This is a genomic window from Pseudomonas sp. P7759, assembly GCF_013386445.1.
GTDB classification, from domain to species: Bacteria; Pseudomonadota; Gammaproteobacteria; order Pseudomonadales; family Pseudomonadaceae; genus Aquipseudomonas; species Aquipseudomonas azotoformans_A.
Genome location: NZ_JACART010000007.1, coordinates 62,352 through 81,778, shown reverse-complemented (window position 1 = coordinate 81,778; position 19,427 = coordinate 62,352). Strand labels below are relative to the sequence as shown.

Genomic DNA, 19,427 nt, shown 5'->3' with positions numbered 1-19,427 from the left:
GTGCGCCTGGCACGTCCTTGGCTAAACTGGCGCATTCCTTGTCGAGAAACTGCCCATCATGCTTCGTCTATTGTTCTGGATTGCCGTCATTGCCGCCGCAGTATGGTTCTGGCGCAAATTCAAAAGCCCGGCCGCCAAGCAGCATCGCGCCAGCGAGCCTGACGCAGCCCTGATGGTGCGCTGCGCCCATTGTGGCGTGCACCTGCCACAGGATCGCGCCTTGAGCTCACGCCAGGAATGGTATTGCACCCAGGCGCATCTGGAACAAGGACCGAAGCCTATCCAGCGTTGATCCGACCTTCGGGCGCATAAGGCGCGGGGTCGATGATCGGCGTACGCGCCAGCAGCAGGTCGGTAAACAACTGGCAGGACGCCGGCGCCAGCACCAGGCCATTGCGGTAATGCCCGCAGTTGAGCCACAAGCCGCTGAAGCCCGGCACTGGGCCGATGTAAGGAATGCCTTCCGGCGAACCGGGGCGCAATCCGGCCCAGTGCCCAACCACCTCGGCGCCCGCCAGGGCGGGAATCAACTCCACCGCGGATGCCTTGAGGCTTTGCAGCGCTGTTTCGGTGGGGGTCTTGTCGAAACCTTCATGCTCCAGGGTACTGCCGATCAAGATGTGCCCGTCACGCCGCGGGATCGCATAGCGCCCCTTGGCCAGGACCATGCTCGACAGGAAATCCGAAGCGCATTTGTACAGGATCATCTGGCCCTTGACCGGCTCGACCGGCAGCGACAGGCCCAACGTACCCAGCAGTTCACCACTCCAGGCGCCAGCCGCCAATACGACCTGATCGCCGAAGATCGGCCCATTGGCGGTGTTCACCCCCACGACATTGCCCGCATCCAGAACAAACCCTGTCACTTCAGATTGCTCGTGAACGGTCACGCCGGGCAACGCCAGCAGCGCCGCCTTGAGGGATTTGACCAGGCGCGGGTTGCGCACATTGGCGACGTCAGCCATGTAGACCGCGCTGGAGTACCCGCCGCCCAGCACTGGAACGGCATCATGGGCAGCCGAGACATCCACTTTGCTCAAGGGACGACCTTCCCGCGCAGCCCAGGCCAGGGCTTCGGCTTCGTCGTCCAGGTCCAGCCAGTAAAGGCCGGTGGTATACACCTCTGGATCAACCCCCGTCTGGGCGAACAGGCGCTGCGCCAGCTGTGGATAAAAGTCCTGGGACCAATGGGCCAGTGCGGTGACGGCCGGGCTGTAGCGCCACGGATACAGCGGCGAGACAATACCGCCGCCCGCCCAGGAGGACTCCTGTCCCAACCCCGCGCGCTCCAGCAGCACCACGGCTTGTCCTTGGGTCGCCAGGTTGAACGCCGTCAACAAACCGATGACCCCGCCACCGACAATCACTACCTGCTGTTGCTCTGCCATCATTTGATCCAGCCGATAAATAGGAACACGCGCACCTGGCGCCCAGTCGTCCAGCACCCTCATCATTGCCCCCAGCACAGCTTGCGCGACATGTCCGGGGCGGCGCCCGGATTGGTCCGCGCACCGGCGCTGGTCAGGCTGAAGTCGCCGCAAAGGTCGCCGGTCATCACCGAGCCGACGCCAGGCGTAGCCACCAACTGGAAATCCTGAGGGTTCAATGCAGCGGTGATTCTATAGCGATCGTTGCCCTCGCTGACGCCGCTTGCATCAATAAAAGTGCCGGCCTTCGTATAAAAACGCTCCAGGTGCTGAGCCTGGTCGGTCAATAACGCGACGATTTCAGCGCGATAGACCTTTTTCATATGGCCGGTGTAGCCGGGGTAAGCAATCCCGGCCAGCACCGCAATGATCACCACGGCGATCAGTAACTCGATCAGGGTAAAGCCCTGGCTGTCCATGCCCATTTCAACGCTCCTTATTGAAGTTGCCGCCAGGCCACCCGCCGAAAACGCGAGCCGCCCTCCTCTTCTACCCGCGCATAGACGCTCTCCAGCACCGTGCGCAATTGGCCGCTTAACCCGACGGCCGTCACACGATATGCGTCGGCCACCGTTTGTGGTGGTACATGCGCCAGCCCCACCGCAGGTCCCAGGGATTGAATGCCGTACAGACCTCCGCTCAGTGCAACCCAAGTGACACCCGAGACAGGGTCCAGCCCAGCCCCAACCACCGAATAGGCGGCGGCCGGCGGTGCACAGGTGACAATCGACCGGCACGGCAGCAGCGTCGCAAATGACCGCTGCACGCTCGACTCTCCGCGTCGCAAGCCACTCTCGGCGCTTTGCAGCGACTGATTGCGGTGCCAGAGGCTAGCGGTGACCTTTTGCTGGGTGACCGCGCCTTGCATGGAGGACAGACCGATCAGCGACAACAGCAGCAACAACACCAGGCTGATCAGCAGCACCATGCCGGCCTGCCGCAGGCGAATAGGCTCTTTAAGCTTCATGGCGGCGCTACCCCAGACGGTTTCGCAGCGCCGCCACGACGCTGTAGGTTTGATCCTTCACGCGTCCGGCGGGGTCTTGCAGTGTCATCAGGATGCGCACGCTGCGTATCAAGCCCAGGTCCGCCGGGCTCGCGTCGTAACGCGCCACCTCCGTCGACGAGGGTTTGGCAGCCACGCCAAAGCTGATATCGAAAGCCTGCACGTTATCCACCAGCACCGCCTTGGCCGGGGCCGCAGGCGTGCTGACTTTCAATTGACCGGCTTCGAAGGTGTAGGTGATCTGGCGCAGCGCAAAGCGGATTTGTCCGAGGGCAGGCACAGGAGAACTACCGCCGTAGGCCTGGGCGGTGCCCGTGCAGTCGGACAATACGGTCCAGTCAGCCTTGCCATTCTCGTTACCAACATCTGCCGTGACTAGCGTCAGCGACTTCGCCCCCGCCTCGATCTTCCAACTGACAGGCTGATCAAAGGCCGGCGGGGCATTGTCGATAAACGGCGTGCCCAAACAGCCAAACATGCCCGCCTGGCGAATATCCTGGGTCATCTTGCCCAGCACGAACCGTGCGTCATCCTGCAGCAACATCGCAGCCTGCTGGCTGGCGTGGGTGGCTCTGGAACCAATCAGCACCTGGGTCCCCCCCAGCACCAATACCAAGCCCATGGCCAACGCCAGCAGCAATTCCACCAGACTGAATCCCCCAACACGACGCCTCATTGCGCCCCCCTCGATTCATCGCTGACGCGACTGGTCAGGGTGAATGTTTCCCGAGCCCCCGGCCTGTTCGTGCCCCGGCTATCATCCCAACTGATGCTGACAGTCACCTCACCCGCACTGACCGACACCGAGCCTTTGGCACTCGCCCCGGCAAAGCCGAGGATATTGGCCTCGAAATCATGCAGGTCCAGATCGCGCACGCTGGCAGACGCGCTGCTGGCCGGTGCACGTTCGCCCCGGCCCCAGGAGTAGTCGACAGCGGAATTGGCGCGGATTCGGTCAAGCATGTCGTAGGCAATGAAACTGGCCTGGCTGGTCATCCTGGAACTGTCTGTGTACTTGAGCGCATTGAGCTGGATCACCGCCGCGCCCAGCAGGCCAATGGCGAGAACCAGCACGGCAACCAGCACCTCGATCAGCGTCATGCCGATTTGGTGTCGAGAAAAAACCTGGGGAAAACCGCTGTTGGGGTAGGCAAGCATTACCGTCGTCATCCGTGTCGAGGTCCGAAAAAAGCAGGGAAAATCTGCTGTGCGGGCCAAGACTAGCGTCGGTTTTTCGCTCGCGCTGCTCCCGGAACAAAGGGAAATACTTTGGACATGAAGGCCATCATTCGGCGTAACGCACGGGGCGCTATACCTAGGACTGCACCTGAATCCAAGGAGGGACGATACATGCGCCAACAAGGTTTCACTCTGATTGAACTGCTGCTCGGGCTGATCGTGAGCGGCATCCTGGCCAGCCTGGCAACCCCCGGCTTCAAGAGTTTGCTGGAATCACAGCAGCGCCAGGGGGCTGCGCAATCCCTGACCGCAGGCCTGCGCTACGCACGCACTGAAGCCATCGCCCGTAACCAACCGGTAGTCATTCATGCGCGAGAAGACGACTGGAGCCAGGGCTGGCGGGTCATTGTGGATGTGAGCGGACGTGGCTACCTGGATGACGACAACCCCGTGCTGCGGGAACATCAGGATAACGGTCGTGTGCCGATAGTCGGCAATGGGCCGGTCAAGAGCCAGGTGCGCTTCAGCGGATTGGGCGAACCGGTGTTTTCAGGGGGAGGTTTTCGCGCGGGTACTGTGCATGTATGCGAGATGGATCAGACGCAGAGCCTGTATCAGGTCGTACTCGCACCCAGCGGGCGCATCAGCCTGCGCAGCGAGCGTGCCGAGCAGGCGTTGTGCCGGGGTGGCTCCGGCACACAGGCACTCAGAGCAGCGAGCGAACCCGCAGTTCCTTGGGCATAGAGAAGGTGATGTTCTCTTCGCGACCCGCCAGTTCCTCGGCACCGGTGGCACCCCAGGCATGCAGCTGCTGGATAACGCCGCGCACCAGCACTTCCGGGGCCGAAGCACCTGCCGTGATACCAATACGCTCGACGCCATCGAACCAGCTGCGCTGCATGTCTTCGGCGCCGTCGATCAGGTACGCCGGAGTTGCCATACGTTCCGCCAACTCACGCAAGCGGTTGGAGTTGGAGCTGTTGGGGCTGCCGACAACCAGGACCACATCGCATTCATCGGCCAGTTGCTTGACCGCGTCCTGTCGGTTTTGAGTGGCGTAGCAGATGTCGTCCTTGCGTGGCCCACCAATGGCCGGGAAGCGGCTGCGCAGCGCGTCGATCACGCGGCTGGTGTCGTCCATCGACAAGGTGGTCTGGGTCACGAATGCCAGGCGCTCGGGGTTCTGCACCTGCAGGTTGGCGACGTCTTTTTCATCTTCCACCAGGTAAATCGCCCCGCCATTGCTGGCGTCGTACTGGCCCATGGTGCCTTCGACTTCCGGGTGGCCGGCATGACCGATCAGGATGCACTCTCGACCGTCACGGCTGTAGCGCGCGACTTCGATATGCACCTTGGTCACCAGCGGACAGGTGGCATCAAAGACTTTGAGGCCACGGCCTGCCGCTTCGGTACGCACAGCCTGGGAAACACCGTGGGCGCTGAAGATGACAATGACGTCGTCCGGCACCTGGTCCAGCTCTTCGACAAAGATGGCGCCACGCGCGCGCAGGTCTTCGACCACGAATTTGTTGTGGACGACTTCGTGGCGCACGTAAATCGGCGGCCCGAAGACTTCCAGGGCGCGGTTGACGATTTCGATCGCCCGGTCCACGCCGGCGCAGAAGCCACGGGGGTTGGCGAGTTTGATTTGCATGCTGTGCCTCGTGTCTTGCAGCCACTTGGGTTCAAGCTAGACGCTAACCCACCTGACAATAGAGATCAAAGGTAGGAGCGGGCTTGCTCGCGAATGCGGTGGGTCAGTAAATAAATCTGTTGACTGACCCACCGCATTCGCGAGCAAGCCCGCTCCCACATTTTTAACCGCGTCGTTGATCAGATCGCTTTAACATCGATGATTTCAACATCAAAGGTCAAGGTTTTACCGGCCAACGGGTGGTTGAAGTCGATGGTCACTTGCGCGTCATCGAAGGTTTTCACCACGCCAGGCAGTTCGGTATTCGCCGCATCGTTGAAGATCACCAACAGGCCTTCCGACAGGTCCATGTCCTGGAACTGCGAGCGCGGGATGATCTGCACATTTTGCGGGTTGGGCTGGCCAAAGGCGTTTTCCGGCAGGATCTGCAGGGTGCGCTTGTCGCCGGCCTTGAAGCCGAACAGGGCCGCTTCAAAACCCGGCAGCAGGTTGCCATCGCCGACCTTGAAGGTGGCCGGGGCTTTGTCGAACGTGCTGTCGACCGTGTCGCCATTCTCCAGGCGCAGTGCGAAATGCAAAGTGACTTCCGTGTTCTGGCCGATGCGTTGCTCAGCCAATACCTGATCAGTCATTGACGGTCTCTCCGGTTTTCTTGCTTTTGAACATGTCCAACGCCAGCATGATTGCGCCGACGGTGATGGCGCTGTCGGCAAAGTTGAACGCCGGGAAGTACCAGCGGTTCTGCCAATGCACCAGGATAAAGTCGATCACATGGCCAAGGGCGATGCGGTCGTACAGGTTGCCCAACGCGCCGCCCAACACCAGGGCCAAGGCGACAGCCAGCCAGGTGTCATCGCGACCAAGACGCTTGAGCCACACCACCAGCACCGCACTGACCACCACGGCGATCAGGGCGAACAGCCAGCGCTGCCAGCCACCGCCATCAGCCAAAAAGCTGAAAGCGGCGCCGGTGTTGTAGGCCAGGGTCCAGCTGAAGTAATCCGGGATCACCACGATCTGCTGGAACATCTGCAGGGAGCCTTCGAAATGAGCCTTGCTGACCTGGTCAATGACCAGGACCAGCAGACTCAGTACGAGCCAGCCCAGACGTCCGAAACGGCTGGCATCAGGCATAGTGGCGAACCTCACCGGCACCCGAGATGTTGTCGACGCAGCGACCACAGATTTCCGGATGCTCAGGGTTCACGCCGACGTCTTCACGGCAGTGCCAGCAACGGGCGCACTTAGGGAAGGCCGACTTGACCACTTTGAGCTTGAGGCCCGGCACTTCGGTGGCGACCGCGTCCGCCGGGGCCTGGGCGAATGGCGCCAGGCTCGCGGTAGAGGTGATCAGCACGAAGCGCAGTTCGTTGCTCAGCTTGGCCAGGTCAGCGGTCAGGCCTTCCTCGGCGAACAGGGTGACTTCGGCTTGCAGGTTGCCACCGACGGCCTTGGCCGCACGCTGCACTTCCAGCTCCTTGTTCACCGCAACCTTCACGGCCATCACGCCTTCCCAGTACTCGCGACCCAGTTCGAAGTCGGCCGGCAATTCGGTCAGGCCTTCGTACCAGGTGTTGAGCATCACGGACTCGTTACGCTCGCCCGGCAGGTATTCCCACAGTTCGTCGGCGGTAAAGGCCAGGATCGGTGCGATCCAGCGCACCAGCGCCTCACTGATGTGGTACAGCGCGGTCTGCGCCGAGCGGCGCGCCTTGCTGTTGGCGCCGGTGGTGTACTGGCGGTCCTTGATGATGTCGAGGTAGAAACCACCCAGCTCCTGCACGCAGAAGTTGTGGATCTTCGAGTACACGTTCCAGAAGCGGTATTCGCCGTAGTTTTCCTGCAACTCGCGTTGCAGCAACAGGGTACGGTCCACGGCCCAACGGTCCAGGGCGAGCATGTCCTCGGCCGGCAGGATGTCGGTGGCCGGGTTGAAACCGGTCAGGTTCGACAGCAGGAAGCGTGCGGTATTACGGATGCGGCGGTAGGCATCGGCGCTGCGGGCCAGGATCTGGTCCGACACGGCGATTTCGCCCGAATAGTCGGTCGACGCAACCCACAGGCGCATGATGTCGGCGCCCAGGGTGTCGTTGATCTTTTTCGGCTCGATCACGTTCTTCAGCGACTTGGACATCTTGCGGCCCGTCTCGTCGACGGTGAAGCCGTGGGTCAGCAGTTCGCGGTACGGCGCGTGGTTGTCGATGGCGCAACCGGTCAGCAACGACGAGTGGAACCAGCCACGGTGTTGGTCGGAGCCTTCCAGGTACAGGTCGGCACGCGGGCCGGTCTCGTGACCCATCGGGTGCGAACCACGCAGCACGTGCCAGTGGGTAGTACCCGAGTCGAACCACACGTCGAGGGTGTCGCTGATCTTGTCGTACTGCGGCGCTTCATCGCCCAGCAGTTCGGCGGCGTCCAGCTTGAACCAGGCTTCGATGCCTTCCTGTTCAACGCGCTGGGCCACTTCTTCCATCAGTTCGACGGTACGTGGGTGCAGCTCGCCGCTTTCCTTGTTCAGGAAGAACGGGATCGGCACGCCCCAGTTACGCTGACGGGAGATGCACCAGTCCGGACGGTTGGCGATCATCGAGTGCAGGCGCGCCTGGCCCCAGGCCGGGACGAACTGGGTGTCCTCGATGGCTTTGAGCGAGCGGACACGCAGGGTGTCGCCGCTGGTGGGCTCTTTGTCCATGCCGATGAACCACTGCGCGGTGGCGCGGTAGATCAGCGGGGTCTTGTGGCGCCAGCAGTGCATGTAGCTGTGCTGGATGGCGGCGGTTTGCATCAGCGCACCGACTTCACGCAGTTTTTCGATGATCGGCTGATCGGCCTTGAAGATGAACTGGCCGCCGAAGAACTCCAGCGACGGCACGTACACGCCGTTGCTTTGCACCGGGTTGATGATGTCGTCGTTGACCAGGCCGTACTTCTTGCAGATCACAAAGTCGTCTACGCCATAGGCAGGCGAGCAGTGAACGATACCGGTGCCCGAACCCAGCTCAACGTAGTCAGCCAGGTACACCGGCGACAGGCGGTCATAGAACGGGTGACGGAAGTTGATCAGCTCCAGCGCGCTGCCGGTGGTGGTGGCGATGACCGAACCTTGCAGCTCGTAGCGGGCCAGGCAGGACTCGACCATTTCTTCAGCGAGTACCAGCAGGCGGTCACCAACGTCCACCAGGGCGTAGGTGAATTCCGGGTGCACGTTCAGCGCCTGGTTGGCCGGGATGGTCCACGGGGTGGTGGTCCAGATCACGATAGCAGCCGGCTTGCCCAGGTTTGCCAGGCCAAAGGCCTCGGCCAGCTTGGCGTCGTCGGCGATCGGGAAGGCCACGTCGATGGTCGAGGACTTCTTGTCTTCGTACTCGACTTCGGCTTCAGCCAAGGCCGAACCGCAATCGAAGCACCAGTTCACGGGCTTGAGGCCCTTGAACACGAAACCGCCCTTGACGATCTCGGCCAAGGCACGGATTTCCCCGGCCTCGTTCTTGAAGTTCATGGTCTTGTAGGGGTTGTCCCACTCGCCCAGCACGCCCAGGCGGATGAATTCGGACTTCTGCCCTTCGATCTGCTCGGTGGCGTAGGCACGGCAAAGTTCGCGGGTTTTATCCGCGCCCAGGTTCTTGCCGTAGGTCACTTCGACTTTGTGTTCGATCGGCAGGCCGTGGCAGTCCCAACCCGGCACGTACGGCGCGTCAAAGCCCGAAAGGGTTTTCGAGCGCAGGATCATGTCCTTGAGAATCTTGTTCAGCGCATGACCGATGTGAATCGTGCCGTTGGCATAAGGAGGGCCGTCGTGCAGGACGAATTTCGGACGATCCTTGCCAATTTCGCGCAACTTTCCGTACAGGCCAATACTGTCCCAGCGCTGCAGGATCTGCGGTTCGCGCTGTGGCAGGCCGGCCTTCATTGGGAAGGCGGTGTCCGGAAGGTTTAGCGTGGCTTTATAGTCGGTCATTTAAGGCTCTTCGGTTAGCGATGGGCGCTAGGTGCGGCTAGTGCACGGGCGGCGGCGACATCCGCATTGATCGCCGTTTTCAACGCCTCAAGGGAGGCGAAACGCTGCTCTTCACGCAGCTTCTGGTGGAAAACCACCGTTAAACGCCGGTCATACAGATCACCGGCAAAATCCAGCAGGTGTACTTCCAGGTGGGCCTTGCCATCACCTGCAACCGTGGGCCTGACGCCTATGTTGGCGACTCCGGGCCACGATTGGCCATCGATGTCGACGCTCACCAGGTAGACCCCGGTCAGCGGCACACGACGGCGCTTGAGTTGCACGTTGGCGGTTGGCGTGCCCAATTGGCGCGCCAGCTTCTGGCCGTGCAAGACCCGCCCGGCAATGCGGAACGGGCGACCGAGCAAACGCTCGGCCAAGGCGAAGTCGGCAGCGGCCAGGGCATTACGCACCTGGGTACTGCTCACGCGCAGGCCGTCCAGTTCGACGGTTTGCGCGGCTTCGACGGTAAAACCCTGGTTGACGCCGGCGTGCTGCAGGAAATCGAAATCCCCGACACGGTCGCAACCAAAGCGGAAGTCGTCACCGACCTCCAAATGCTGCACGCCCAGGCCATCGACCAGGATACGATCGACGAACTCGGCGGCGCTCAGGCTTTGCAAACGCTGGTTGAAGGCCAGGCAGAGGACACGGTCCACGCCCTCTTCAGCCAGCAATTGCAGCTTGTCCCGCAGCCGGGCCAGGCGGGCTGGCGCGGTTTCGGGGGTGAAGTATTCCCGCGGCTGTGGCTCGAAAATCACCACGCAGCTGGGCACGCCCAACTCGACCGCGCGTTCGCGCAGCCGAGCCAGGATAGCCTGGTGGCCACGGTGAACACCGTCAAAGTTGCCAATAGTGGCGACGCAGCCCCGATGCTCGGGGCGCAGGTTGTGGAGACCTCGAACCAGCTGCATAACGCGCTTCTTGCTCATAAAGTGGTCGATTATAACCACACCCGGCCCCGGACGACAGGCAACAGCACAGGCCAAATGGATCGAATCGATAAAACAACGGTTTTATCGCGGCAAACTCTCTAACCCAGGGACTTGCGATTGAAATCCCGCAGGCGGAAGCCCTGCAGCAGCAACATCCCGAAGTACACCACCACGCCCGCGACGACCAACACGCCAAGACGCATGAAGCGCTCCAGCATATGGCCTTCATCCCACGCTGGCATGAAGTGCATCAGCCCCAGCAGCACAGCCGACATCATGGCCACCGCCACCAGCAACTTGAGGGCAAACAGGCCCCAGCCTGGCTGCGGCTGGAACATCTGCTGTTTGCGTAATTGGTAAAACAACAGCCCGGCGTTGATGCACGCACCGGCACTGATCGCCAGGGCCAGGCCGGCGTGGGCCAGCGGGCCGATAAACACCAGGTTGAGCAGTTGTGTGACGATCAGCGTGAATATCGCGATTTTCACCGGCGTACGGATGTTCTGCTGGGCATAGAAGCCGGGAGCCAGCACTTTGATCACGATAATGCCAAGCAGGCCGACGGAATAGGCGACCAGCGCGTGCTGGGTCATCAAGGCGTCATGGGCATCGAACTGGCCGTATTGAAACAGCGACACGGTCAACGGTTCGGCCAGGATCCCCAGCGCCAGGGCACATGGCAGCACCAGCACAAAGCACAGGCGCAGCCCCCAATCGAGGATGCGCGAATATTCCTGACGATCCTTGCTGGCATAGGTGCGCGCCAGGGTCGGCAGCAGGATCGTGCCCAACGCCACGCCCAGCACACCGGACGGTAACTCCATCAGACGATCGGCGTAGTACATCCACGACACCGAGCCGGACACCAGCAATGAGGCGAACGCCGTGTTAATGATCAGAGAGATCTGGCTGACCGACACGCCGAGGATCGCCGGCAGCATATTGCGCATCACGCGCCATACGCCGGTGTCCTTGAGGTTCAGGCGCGGCAACACAAGCATGCCGATCTTTTTCAGGTGCGGCAGCTGGTAGAGCAATTGCGCCAGGCCGCCGGCCAGTACGGCCCAGCCCAGGGCCATCACCGGTGGATCGAAATACGGCGTGAGGAACAGCGCGAAGATGATCATGCTGACGTTCAGCAGGGTCGGCACGAAGGCCGGCACCGAGAAACGGTTCCAGGTATTGAGGATCGCACCGGCCAGGGATGACAGGGAGATCAGCAATATATAAGGAAAGGTCACCCGCAGCAGGTCGGTGGTCAGCGCAAATTTTTCCGGCGTATTGGCAAAACCGGGCGCCGTCGCCCAGATCACCCAGGGGGCGGCGAGCATGCCGAGGACGGTCACCAGCATCAAAACAAGGGTCAACAGGCCTGAGACGTAGGCAATAAAGGTGCGGGTGGCTTCTTCGCCCTGCTGGGTCTTGTATTCGGCCAGGATCGGCACGAAGGCCTGGGAAAACGCGCCTTCGGCAAAGATCCGCCGTAGCAGGTTGGGCAGTTTAAAGGCAATAAAGAAGGCATCCGTGGCCATGCTGGCGCCGAAAATACGCGCCAGCAGCGTGTCGCGTACAAACCCCAGAACCCGGGAGATCATCGTGATAGAGCTGACGGCGGCCAACGATTTGAGCAGATTCATTGAAAGAGTTTGCGCCTTTAGATAAAGAGCAGGCGAACAAAGCGCCTACTTATGCGATACTGCGCGCCTGCAACAGCACAGAGCCAAAGCTCGCGAGTTTACAGGTCAAGCGCCGGAAATAAATCACCCGCCTCTTCAGATCGACCACTCAGCAGTTCGCATCAGCCGCCCTTGACAACACATCAAGTCATCGGCATGATTCGCGGCCTATTTTGTTTGCTATTTCCTAAAAAGTCTTTCGAGGAGCTCGACGGTGGCCAACACACCTTCCGCCAAAAAACGTGCAAAACAGGCTGAGAAGCGTCGCAGCCACAACGCCAGCCTGCGTTCCATGGTTCGTACCTACATCAAGAATGTAGTTAAAGCCATCGACACCAAAGACGCTGAAAAAGCTCAAGCAGCTTACGTTCTGGCTGTGCCTGTTATCGACCGTATGGCCGATAAAGGCATCATCCACAAGAACAAGGCCGCTCGTCATAAGAGCCGCCTGAATGGCCACATCAAGGCTTTGAGCGTTCCTGCTGCTGCCTAAGTGGTAACAACTGCAACGCGACCCAGGTTGCGAAACAGTTAAGAAATGCCCCGTACCGAAAGGTCCGGGGCATTTTTGTTTGTGCCTCATATTCAGGAACACAGATCAAAATGTGTGGGCTTGCTCGCGAATGCGGTGTATCAGTTGATGCATGTGCTGACTGACCCGCCGCATTCGCGAGCAAGCCCGCTCCCACATTTGAAACCCGTACATTCTTTGGGCACAAAAAAACGCCCCGAACCAGTCGGGGCGTTTTTGTTAGCAACTGATTACTACATCAATCAGTGCTGGTGACCGCCTTCACCGTGGACGTGGCCGTGGGCCACTTCTTCCTGGGAAGCGTCGCGGATGGCAACGATCTTCACTTGGAAGTTCAGGCGCTGGCCAGCCAGGGGGTGGTTGCCGTCGACGGTCACGTCGTCGCCGTCCAGATCACGGATGGTCACGATCTGCATTTGGCCGTCTGGCGCGGAAGCGTGGAACTGCATACCCACTTCCAGCTCGTCAACGCCTTCGAACATGCTGCGGCTCAGGGTGCTGACCAATTCGGCCGAGTACTCACCGTAGGCATCTTCAGGTTCTACGGCAACGGTCAGCTCATCACCGACGTTCTTGCCTTCCAGAGCCTTTTCCAGGCCTGGGATGATGTTACCTGCGCCTTGCAGGTAGACCAGCGGCGCGCCGCCGGCGGAGCTGTCGATGACCTCACCAGCGTCGTTGGTCAGGGTATAGTCGATGGAGACAGCCTTGTTAGCGGCGATCGTCATGGGGCGAGACCTTTTGCATAAGAATGAAGAACGGACAAGTCTAAACAAGGATTTGCCCGAAAGCGAACAGAACCCGGACAGACGGGGTCGCACAAGCGACTCGACGGTCACCGGTTTTCATCTGGACGACGACCAGCACTGGGTCGCCGAGCTGTCCTGCGGCCACACCCAGCACCTGCGCCACCAGCCACCCTGGCAGTCCCGCGCCTGGGTACTCGACCCCGCGCAACGCCTTGAAAAAATAGGCCAGCCCTTTGCCTGCGGGTGGTGTGCGCAAGCACACGAATAACGATAACCTTGGCGCCTGATTCCCGGTAGACGTTCAACCATAGAACCTCACCGAAGCCATGCACCTTCAGAGAATTCGCATGCAGACTTTTTTTATCGCGCCCACCGATTTTGGTGTGGGTCTGACCTCCATCAGCCTTGGGCTGGTGCGCACCCTTGAGCGGGCCGGGCTGAAAGTCGGGTTCTTCAAGCCGATTGCCCAACCACACCCCGGCGATACTGGCCCTGAACGCTCCACCGAGCTGGTGGCGCGCACCCATGGCCTCAAGCCGCCACAGCCCCTGGGCCTGGCCCATGTAGAGCGCATGCTCGGCGACGGCCAGCTCGACGAACTGCTCGAAGAAATCATCACGCTGTACCAGCAAGCCGCCGTGGGCAAGGACGTGCTGATCGTCGAAGGTATGGTGCCGACCCGCAGCGCCAGCTATGCGGCGCGGGTCAACCTGCACCTGGCCAAGAGCCTGGATGCGGAGGTGATCCTGGTCTCGGCCCCGGAAAACGAAGTGCTCACCGAACTCTCCGGCCGCGTGGAATTGCAGGCCCAACTGTTCGGCGGCCCAAAAGACCCGAAAGTCCTCGGCGTGATCCTCAACAAAGTGCGCACCGACGAAAGCATGGAAGCCTTCGCGGCGCGCCTCAAAGAGCATTCGCCCCTGTTGCGCAGCGGTGATTTCCGCCTGCTCGGCTGCATTCCCTACCAGCCCGAACTCAACGCCCCGCGCACCCGTGACGTGGCCGACCTGATGGGCGCGCAGATTCTCAACGCCGGCGACTACGAAACCCGGCGCATGACCAAGATCATCATCTGCGCCCGTACCATGCGTAACACCGTGGAGCTGCTCAAGCCTGGCGTACTGGTGGTAACCCCCGGCGACCGCGACGACATCATCCTCGCCGTCAGCCTCGCCGCGATCAACGGCGTGCCCCTGGCCGGCCTGTTGCTGACCAGCGACACCCTGCCCGACCCGCGCATCATGGAGTTGTGCCGTGGCGCGTTCCAGGCCGGGCTGCCGGTGTTGTCGGTGAGCACCGGTTCCTACGACACCGCCAACCAGCTCAACAGCCTCAACAAGGAAATCCCGATTGATGACCGCGAACGCGCGGAGATCATCACCGATTTCGTCGCCAGCCATCTGGATGCGCGCTGGCTGCATCAGCGTTGCGGCACGCCACGGGAAATGCGCCTGTCGCCGGCGGTGTTCCGCTACCAGCTGATCCAGCGCGCCCAGGCCGCCAACAAACGCATTGTATTGCCCGAAGGCAGCGAGCCGCTGACCGTGCAAGCCGCCGCGATCTGTCAGGCGCGGGGCATTGCGCGCTGCGTGCTGCTGGCCAAACCGGCAGACGTGGAAGCGGTCGCCCGCGCCCAGGGCATCGAATTGCCCGAAGGCCTGGAGATTCTCGACCCGGACCTGATCCGCCAACGCTACGTCGAGCCGATGGTCGCGCTGCGCAAGAGCAAGAGCCTCAACGCGCCGATGGCCGAGCAGCAGCTGGAAGACACTGTGGTGATCGCCACCATGATGCTTGCGCTGGACGAAGTGGACGGCCTGGTTTCCGGCGTCATCCACTCCACCGCCAACACCATCCGCCCTGCCCTGCAGTTGATCAAGACCGCTCCCGGCTGCACGCTGGTGTCGTCGGTGTTCTTCATGCTGTTCCCCGAGCAGGTGCTGGTATACGGCGACTGCGTGATGAACCCACACCCAAGCGCCGCCGAATTGGCGGAGATCGCGTTGCAAAGTGCCGACTCGGCGGCGGCATTCGGCATCACGCCACGCGTGGCGATGATCAGCTATTCCAGCGGCGACTCGGCCAGCGGCGAGGAAGTGGAGAAAGTCCGCGAAGCCACCCTGCTCGCCCACGAACAGCAAAGCTCGTTGCTGATCGACGGGCCGCTGCAATACGACGCCGCCGCCAACGAAAACGTCGCGCGGCAACTGGCACCCAACAGCCAGGTCGCCGGCAAGGCCACCGTATTCGTGTTCCCCGACCTCAACACCGGCAACACCACGCACAAAGCCGTGCAGCGCAGCGCCGATTGCGTGAGCCTGGGGCCGATGCTCCAGGGCCTGCGCAAACCGGTCAACGACCTACCGCGCGGCGCCCAGGTAGACGATATCGTGTACACCATCGCGCTCACTGCGATCCAAGCCGCCAACCGACCTATGGATATCTAAATGCTGGATTTTCTACCTGCCGCCGTGCGCGGGGTGATCGCTTCGTTGTTGTTGGCACTGAACACGATCCTGCTGTGTTCATTCCTGTTCATCGTGGCGCTGTTCAAGGCATTGCCGTTTGCCAAGCGCTTCAGTGAATGGCTGATGAACCACACCCATGAGGCCTGGGTGACCAACAACAAAGGCTGGATGAACCTGGTGCGGCGCACGCGCTGGCACCTCACCGGCCTTGAGGGGCTGGACTATCAGCACTCGTACCTGGTGACCAGCAACCACCAGAGCTGGGTCGACATCATGGTGCTGCAATACGTGCTGAACCGGCGGATTCGTCCGCTGAAGTTCTTCCTGAAACAGGAGCTGATCTGGGTGCCGGTGATTGGCCTGGCATGGTGGGCGCTGGGCTTTCCGTTCATGAAGCGCTACACCAAGGCCTACCTGGAAAAACACCCGGAAAAGAAAGGCAAGGACCTGGAAACCACCCGCAAGACCTGTGCGAAGTTTCGCGACAACCCAGTGGGCATTTTCAACTTCGCCGAAGGCACACGGTTTACCCCGGGCAAGCATGCGCAGCAAAAGTCGCCGTTCCGTTATCTGCTCAAGCCTAAAGCCGGTGGCATTGCGTTTGTGCTGGATGCCATGGGTGAGCAGTTGAAGTCACTGGTCAATGTGACCATTCACTACCCCGCCGGTCGCCCTGGGTATTGGGACTTGCTATGCGGGAATGTGCAGGATGTGGTGGTGCAGTTCGAAGAAGTGCAGATCCCGGCCGCGTTCATTGGCAAGAATTATGAGCAGGATGGGGAGTACCGGACGGCGTTCCAGGGTTGGATCAACCGGTTGTGGGAAGACAAGGATGCATTACTGGAAAAGCTGCATACCCAGTACCCCCGATAAGAGATGAAAAAGCCCGCCATCGATCACTCGATGGCGGGCTTTTTTGTGGCTGCGATCCTTAGATCGCGCCGCGCTGACGCAGCAGCTCCAGCACTTGCTTGACGCTTTCTTCCAACGACAAGGCCTGGGTGTCGATCACCAGGTCGGCGTTCAACGGCACGTCGTACGGGAAGGACTCGCCAGGGATGTTATCCCCACCGGCCGCGTACAAACCTTGCGGATCACGCTCGGCGCACACCAACGGCGACGCTTGCACGTAGACGGTCAGCAAACGATCGCTGCCGATCAGCGCCTTGGCCTGTTCACGGCCTTCGGCATCTGGCGCCACAAACGCGGCGAGGGTCAGCAGGCCCGCTTCGTTGAACTGACGCGCCACGTGGGCGGCACGACGCCAGTTCTCGGTACGGCCGGCACGGTCCTGCGGCAAGCCTTTGTTCAGGTCGTGACGCAGGTTCTGGCCATCCAGCACGAACACCGCACGGCCCATGTCGAAGAGTTTGCGCTCAACCGCGTAGGCCAAGGTGCTCTTGCCCGCGCCCGACAGGCCACTGAACAACACGGTGGCCGGTTGTTGGCCAAAGCGCAGCGCGCGTTCTTCGGTGGCCACGTGGGCCAGCTTGCCGTGTTGCGCCGAGCTGCCGTGGGTGACCGGCGGCGCAATGATCATGCCTGCCGCCACGGTGCCGTTGGTCAACCGGTCGATAACAATGAACGCGCCAGTGGTGCGGTTGCTGTCGTAACCGTCCAGGGCGATGGCGGCGTCGAGGCTGACCTTGACCCGGCCAATTTCGTTCAGTTGCAGCGAACTCGCCGGACCTTCGGCCAGGGTGTTCACATCCACGCGGTGCACGATGCTGGTGATGGAACCCGGCACGTAGCTGGTGGCGCGCTTGATGTCGTATTTCTTGCCCGGCAGCATCGGCTCTTCGGCCATCCACACCAGCATGGCGTCGAAGGCGTCGGTCACTTGCGGCACGTTGTCGGCATGCACCAGCAGGTCGCCACGGGAGATGTCGATCTCGTCTTCCATGGTCAGGGTCACGGCCTGGCCCGGGCCGGCGTGTTCCAACTCACCTTCAAAGGTAACGATGGATTTGACGCGGCTGCTCTTGCCCGACGGCAGCACCACGACTTCGTCGCCTTTGTGCACGATGCCGCTGGCCAGGGTGCCAGCGAAACCGCGGAAGTTCAGGTTCGGACGGTTCACGTACTGCACCGGGAAACGCAAGTCGGTGTAGTTGCGGTCGTTGGCGATCTCGACGGTTTCGAGGATCTCCATCAGCGACTGCCCGGTATACCAAGGCGAACGCTCGCTCTTGTTCACCACGTTGTCGCCCTTGAGCGCCGACATCGGCACAAAGGCCAGGGTGCTCGGTTTGAACGCGATACCGTCGGCGAACTTCAGGTAATCGGCCTTGATCTGCTCGAATACGCTCTGGTCGAAGCCGTTGATGTCCATCTTGTTGACGGCCACCACGATGTGCTTGATGCCCAGCAACGAGGCGATGAAGCTGTGGCGACGGGTCTGGGTCTGCACGCCATAACGTGCGTCAATCAGGATGATCGCCAGGTCACAGGTGGAGGCACCGGTGGCCATGTTGCGGGTGTACTGCTCATGGCCGGGGGTGTCGGCGATGATGAATTTGCGTTTTGCGGTGGAGAAGTAGCGGTAGGCCACATCGATGGTGATGCCTTGCTCACGCTCGGCCTGCAGGCCGTCGACCAGCAACGCCAGGTCGATATCATCGCCGGTGGTGCCGGACTTCTTCGAATCGCGGGTGATGGCTTCCAGGTGATCTTCGTAGATCATCTTGGAGTCGTGCAGCAGGCGCCCGATCAGGGTGCTCTTGCCGTCGTCGACGTTGCCGCAGGTCAGGAAGCGCAACATTTCCTTGCGCTCGTGCTGGCCCAGGTAGGCGAGGATGTCCTCGCTGATCAAATCAGATTGATGCGACATGACAGCCCCTTAGAAATAGCCTTGACGTTTTTTATCTTCCATCGAGCCTGCACCATCGTGGTCGATGACACGGCCCTGGCGCTCGGAAGTTCGCGTCAGGAGCATTTCCTGAATGATGTCCGTCAGCGTCTCGGCTTCGGACTCCACCGCGCCCGTCAACGGGTAGCAGCCAAGGGTACGGAAACGTACTTTCTTTTTGACGATTCGGGCTTTGTCTTCGTCGGACAGGTGCTCGAGGATGCGGTCGTCGTCGATCATGATCAACGTGCCGTTCTTCTCGATCACTTCACGCTCGGCGGCGAAGTACAGCGGCACGATCGGGATGCCTTCCAGGTAGATGTACTGCCAGATGTCCAGCTCGGTCCAGTTGGACAGCGGGAACACACGGATCGACTCGCCCTTGTTGACGTTGCCGTTATAAACGTTCCACAGCTCGGGACGCTGGTTTTTCGGGTCCCAGCGGTGCTTGCTGTCGCGGAATGAGTACACGCGCTCTTTGGCGCGGGACTTCTCTTCATCGCGACGGGCACCGCCGAAAGCGGCGTCGAAACCATGTTTGTCCAACGCCTGCTTGAGGCCTTCGGTCTTCATGATGTCGGTGTGCTTGGCGCTGCCGTGGGTGAAGGGGTTGATGCCCTGCGCCACGCCGTCCGGGTTCACGTGGGTGATCAAGTCCAGGCCCAGCTCCTCGACCATCTTGTCGCGGAACTTGTACATCTCCTGGAACTTCCAGCGGGTGTCGACGTGCATCACCGGGAACGGCAGCTTGCCCGGGAAGAAGGCCTTGCGTGCCAGGTGCAGCATCACGGCGGAGTCTTTACCGATCGAGTAGAGCATCACCGGGTTGTCGAACTCGGCGGCGACCTCGCGGATGATGTGGATGCTTTCCGCCTCCAGCTGTTTCAGATGCGTCAGTTTGTCGACCATGGTTACTCACGGAAAAACGATCTTATGGACGGCCAGCGGGCCGTGTT

The 19,427-nt window shown here is 61.0% G+C and carries 20 protein-coding genes; 6 read left to right on the top strand and 14 right to left on the bottom strand.

Annotated features, from left to right (window positions below; translation table 11 throughout):
• The first annotated feature begins 58 nt into the window (after positions 1–58).
• A complete protein-coding gene (locus HX823_RS09095) occupies positions 59–292 on the top strand; it encodes a PP0621 family protein (protein ID WP_177074698.1) in 234 nt (77 codons plus the stop codon).
• Here HX823_RS09095 and thiO read toward each other — a convergent pair.
• The 5 genes from thiO to pilV all read right to left on the bottom strand — a co-directional run bounded on the left by thiO (position 279) and on the right by pilV (position 3,591).
• Positions 279–1,388 carry a glycine oxidase ThiO gene (gene thiO, locus HX823_RS09090; RefSeq protein WP_177074697.1) on the bottom strand — a complete coding sequence of 370 codons (1,110 nt, stop codon included), beginning with the start codon at positions 1,386–1,388 and terminating at the stop codon, positions 279–281. The two genes, HX823_RS09095 and thiO, sit on opposite strands and share 14 nt — an antisense overlap.
• Positions 1,389–1,450: 62 nt before the next feature.
• Positions 1,451–1,852 carry a type IV pilin protein gene (locus HX823_RS09085; RefSeq protein WP_033896998.1) on the bottom strand — a complete coding sequence of 134 codons (402 nt, stop codon included), beginning with the start codon at positions 1,850–1,852 and terminating at the stop codon, positions 1,451–1,453.
• 11 nt (positions 1,853–1,863) lie between these two features.
• Entirely contained in the window at positions 1,864–2,394 is a 531-nt protein-coding gene (locus tag HX823_RS09080; RefSeq protein WP_177074696.1) for a PilX N-terminal domain-containing pilus assembly protein, read from the bottom strand.
• A 7-nt stretch (positions 2,395–2,401) separates the two neighbouring features.
• Positions 2,402–3,109, bottom strand: a complete 708-nt coding sequence (locus HX823_RS09075) for a PilW family protein (RefSeq protein ID WP_177074695.1) — start codon at positions 3,107–3,109, stop codon at positions 2,402–2,404.
• Complete coding sequence (gene pilV, locus HX823_RS09070) at positions 3,106–3,591, bottom strand: type IV pilus modification protein PilV (RefSeq protein ID WP_177074694.1); 486 nt, start codon at positions 3,589–3,591, stop codon at positions 3,106–3,108. Before pilV ends, HX823_RS09075 begins: the two co-directional genes overlap by 4 nt.
• A 192-nt stretch (positions 3,592–3,783) precedes the next feature.
• Between pilV and HX823_RS09065 the strand changes: the two genes are divergently transcribed.
• A complete protein-coding gene (locus HX823_RS09065; RefSeq protein ID WP_038846864.1) occupies positions 3,784–4,356 on the top strand; it encodes a GspH/FimT family pseudopilin in 573 nt (190 codons plus the stop codon).
• Here HX823_RS09065 and ispH read toward each other — a convergent pair.
• The 6 genes from ispH to murJ form a co-directional block, all read right to left on the bottom strand.
• The gene (ispH, locus tag HX823_RS09060; RefSeq protein ID WP_038846865.1) at positions 4,319–5,266 is read right to left on the bottom strand and encodes a 4-hydroxy-3-methylbut-2-enyl diphosphate reductase; all 948 of its coding nucleotides are present in this window, start codon (positions 5,264–5,266) and stop codon (positions 4,319–4,321) included. The two genes, HX823_RS09065 and ispH, sit on opposite strands and share 38 nt — an antisense overlap.
• A gap of 179 nt (positions 5,267–5,445) precedes the next feature.
• Entirely contained in the window at positions 5,446–5,883 is a 438-nt protein-coding gene (gene fkpB / locus HX823_RS09055) for an FKBP-type peptidyl-prolyl cis-trans isomerase (RefSeq protein ID WP_173390393.1), read from the bottom strand.
• Positions 5,884–5,890: 7 nt separating this feature from the next.
• Positions 5,891–6,400, bottom strand: coding sequence for a signal peptidase II (gene lspA, locus HX823_RS09050; protein WP_016976310.1), 510 nt, complete (start codon positions 6,398–6,400; stop codon positions 5,891–5,893).
• On the bottom strand, positions 6,393–9,224 hold the full coding sequence (gene ileS, locus HX823_RS09045; protein ID WP_177074693.1) for an isoleucine--tRNA ligase: 2,832 nt from the start codon (positions 9,222–9,224) through the stop codon (positions 6,393–6,395). The genes lspA and ileS overlap by 8 nt, the downstream gene beginning before the upstream one ends.
• A 14-nt stretch (positions 9,225–9,238) precedes the next feature.
• Entirely contained in the window at positions 9,239–10,177 is a 939-nt protein-coding gene (ribF, locus tag HX823_RS09040) for a bifunctional riboflavin kinase/FAD synthetase (protein ID WP_010213269.1), read from the bottom strand.
• Positions 10,178–10,296: 119 nt separating this feature from the next.
• Positions 10,297–11,835: a murein biosynthesis integral membrane protein MurJ gene (gene murJ / locus HX823_RS09035; RefSeq protein WP_038844672.1), complete on the bottom strand. Its 1,539-nt coding sequence runs from the start codon at positions 11,833–11,835 to the stop codon at positions 10,297–10,299.
• A 253-nt stretch (positions 11,836–12,088) separates the two neighbouring features.
• On the opposite strand from murJ, the gene rpsT reads away from it, so the two are divergent.
• Positions 12,089–12,367, top strand: coding sequence for a 30S ribosomal protein S20 (rpsT, locus tag HX823_RS09030; RefSeq protein ID WP_003188401.1), 279 nt, complete (start codon positions 12,089–12,091; stop codon positions 12,365–12,367).
• A 281-nt stretch (positions 12,368–12,648) separates the two neighbouring features.
• On the opposite strand, the gene HX823_RS09025 is transcribed toward rpsT, so the two are convergent.
• Entirely contained in the window at positions 12,649–13,134 is a 486-nt protein-coding gene (locus HX823_RS09025) for a peptidylprolyl isomerase (RefSeq protein WP_016976314.1), read from the bottom strand.
• On the opposite strand from HX823_RS09025, the gene HX823_RS09020 reads away from it, so the two are divergent.
• The 3 genes from HX823_RS09020 to HX823_RS09010 all read left to right on the top strand — a co-directional run bounded on the left by HX823_RS09020 (position 13,133) and on the right by HX823_RS09010 (position 16,496).
• The gene (locus tag HX823_RS09020; RefSeq protein ID WP_080642382.1) at positions 13,133–13,423 is read left to right on the top strand and encodes a DUF3565 domain-containing protein; all 291 of its coding nucleotides are present in this window, start codon (positions 13,133–13,135) and stop codon (positions 13,421–13,423) included. The genes HX823_RS09025 and HX823_RS09020 overlap by 2 nt on opposite strands.
• 79 nt (positions 13,424–13,502) lie before the next feature.
• Positions 13,503–15,602, top strand: a complete 2,100-nt coding sequence (gene pta / locus HX823_RS09015) for a phosphate acetyltransferase (RefSeq protein ID WP_033896986.1) — start codon at positions 13,503–13,505, stop codon at positions 15,600–15,602.
• Positions 15,603–16,496 carry an acyltransferase gene (locus tag HX823_RS09010; RefSeq protein WP_177074692.1) on the top strand — a complete coding sequence of 298 codons (894 nt, stop codon included), beginning with the start codon at positions 15,603–15,605 and terminating at the stop codon, positions 16,494–16,496.
• 58 nt (positions 16,497–16,554) lie between these two features.
• Here the strand turns inward: HX823_RS09010 and cysN are convergent, their stop codons facing one another.
• Positions 16,555–18,453, bottom strand: a complete 1,899-nt coding sequence (gene cysN, locus HX823_RS09005; RefSeq protein WP_133074797.1) for a sulfate adenylyltransferase subunit CysN — start codon at positions 18,451–18,453, stop codon at positions 16,555–16,557.
• Between the two features lie 9 nt (positions 18,454–18,462).
• A complete protein-coding gene (gene cysD / locus HX823_RS09000; protein ID WP_005784641.1) occupies positions 18,463–19,380 on the bottom strand; it encodes a sulfate adenylyltransferase subunit CysD in 918 nt (305 codons plus the stop codon).
• Positions 19,381–19,427 lie beyond the last annotated feature (47 nt).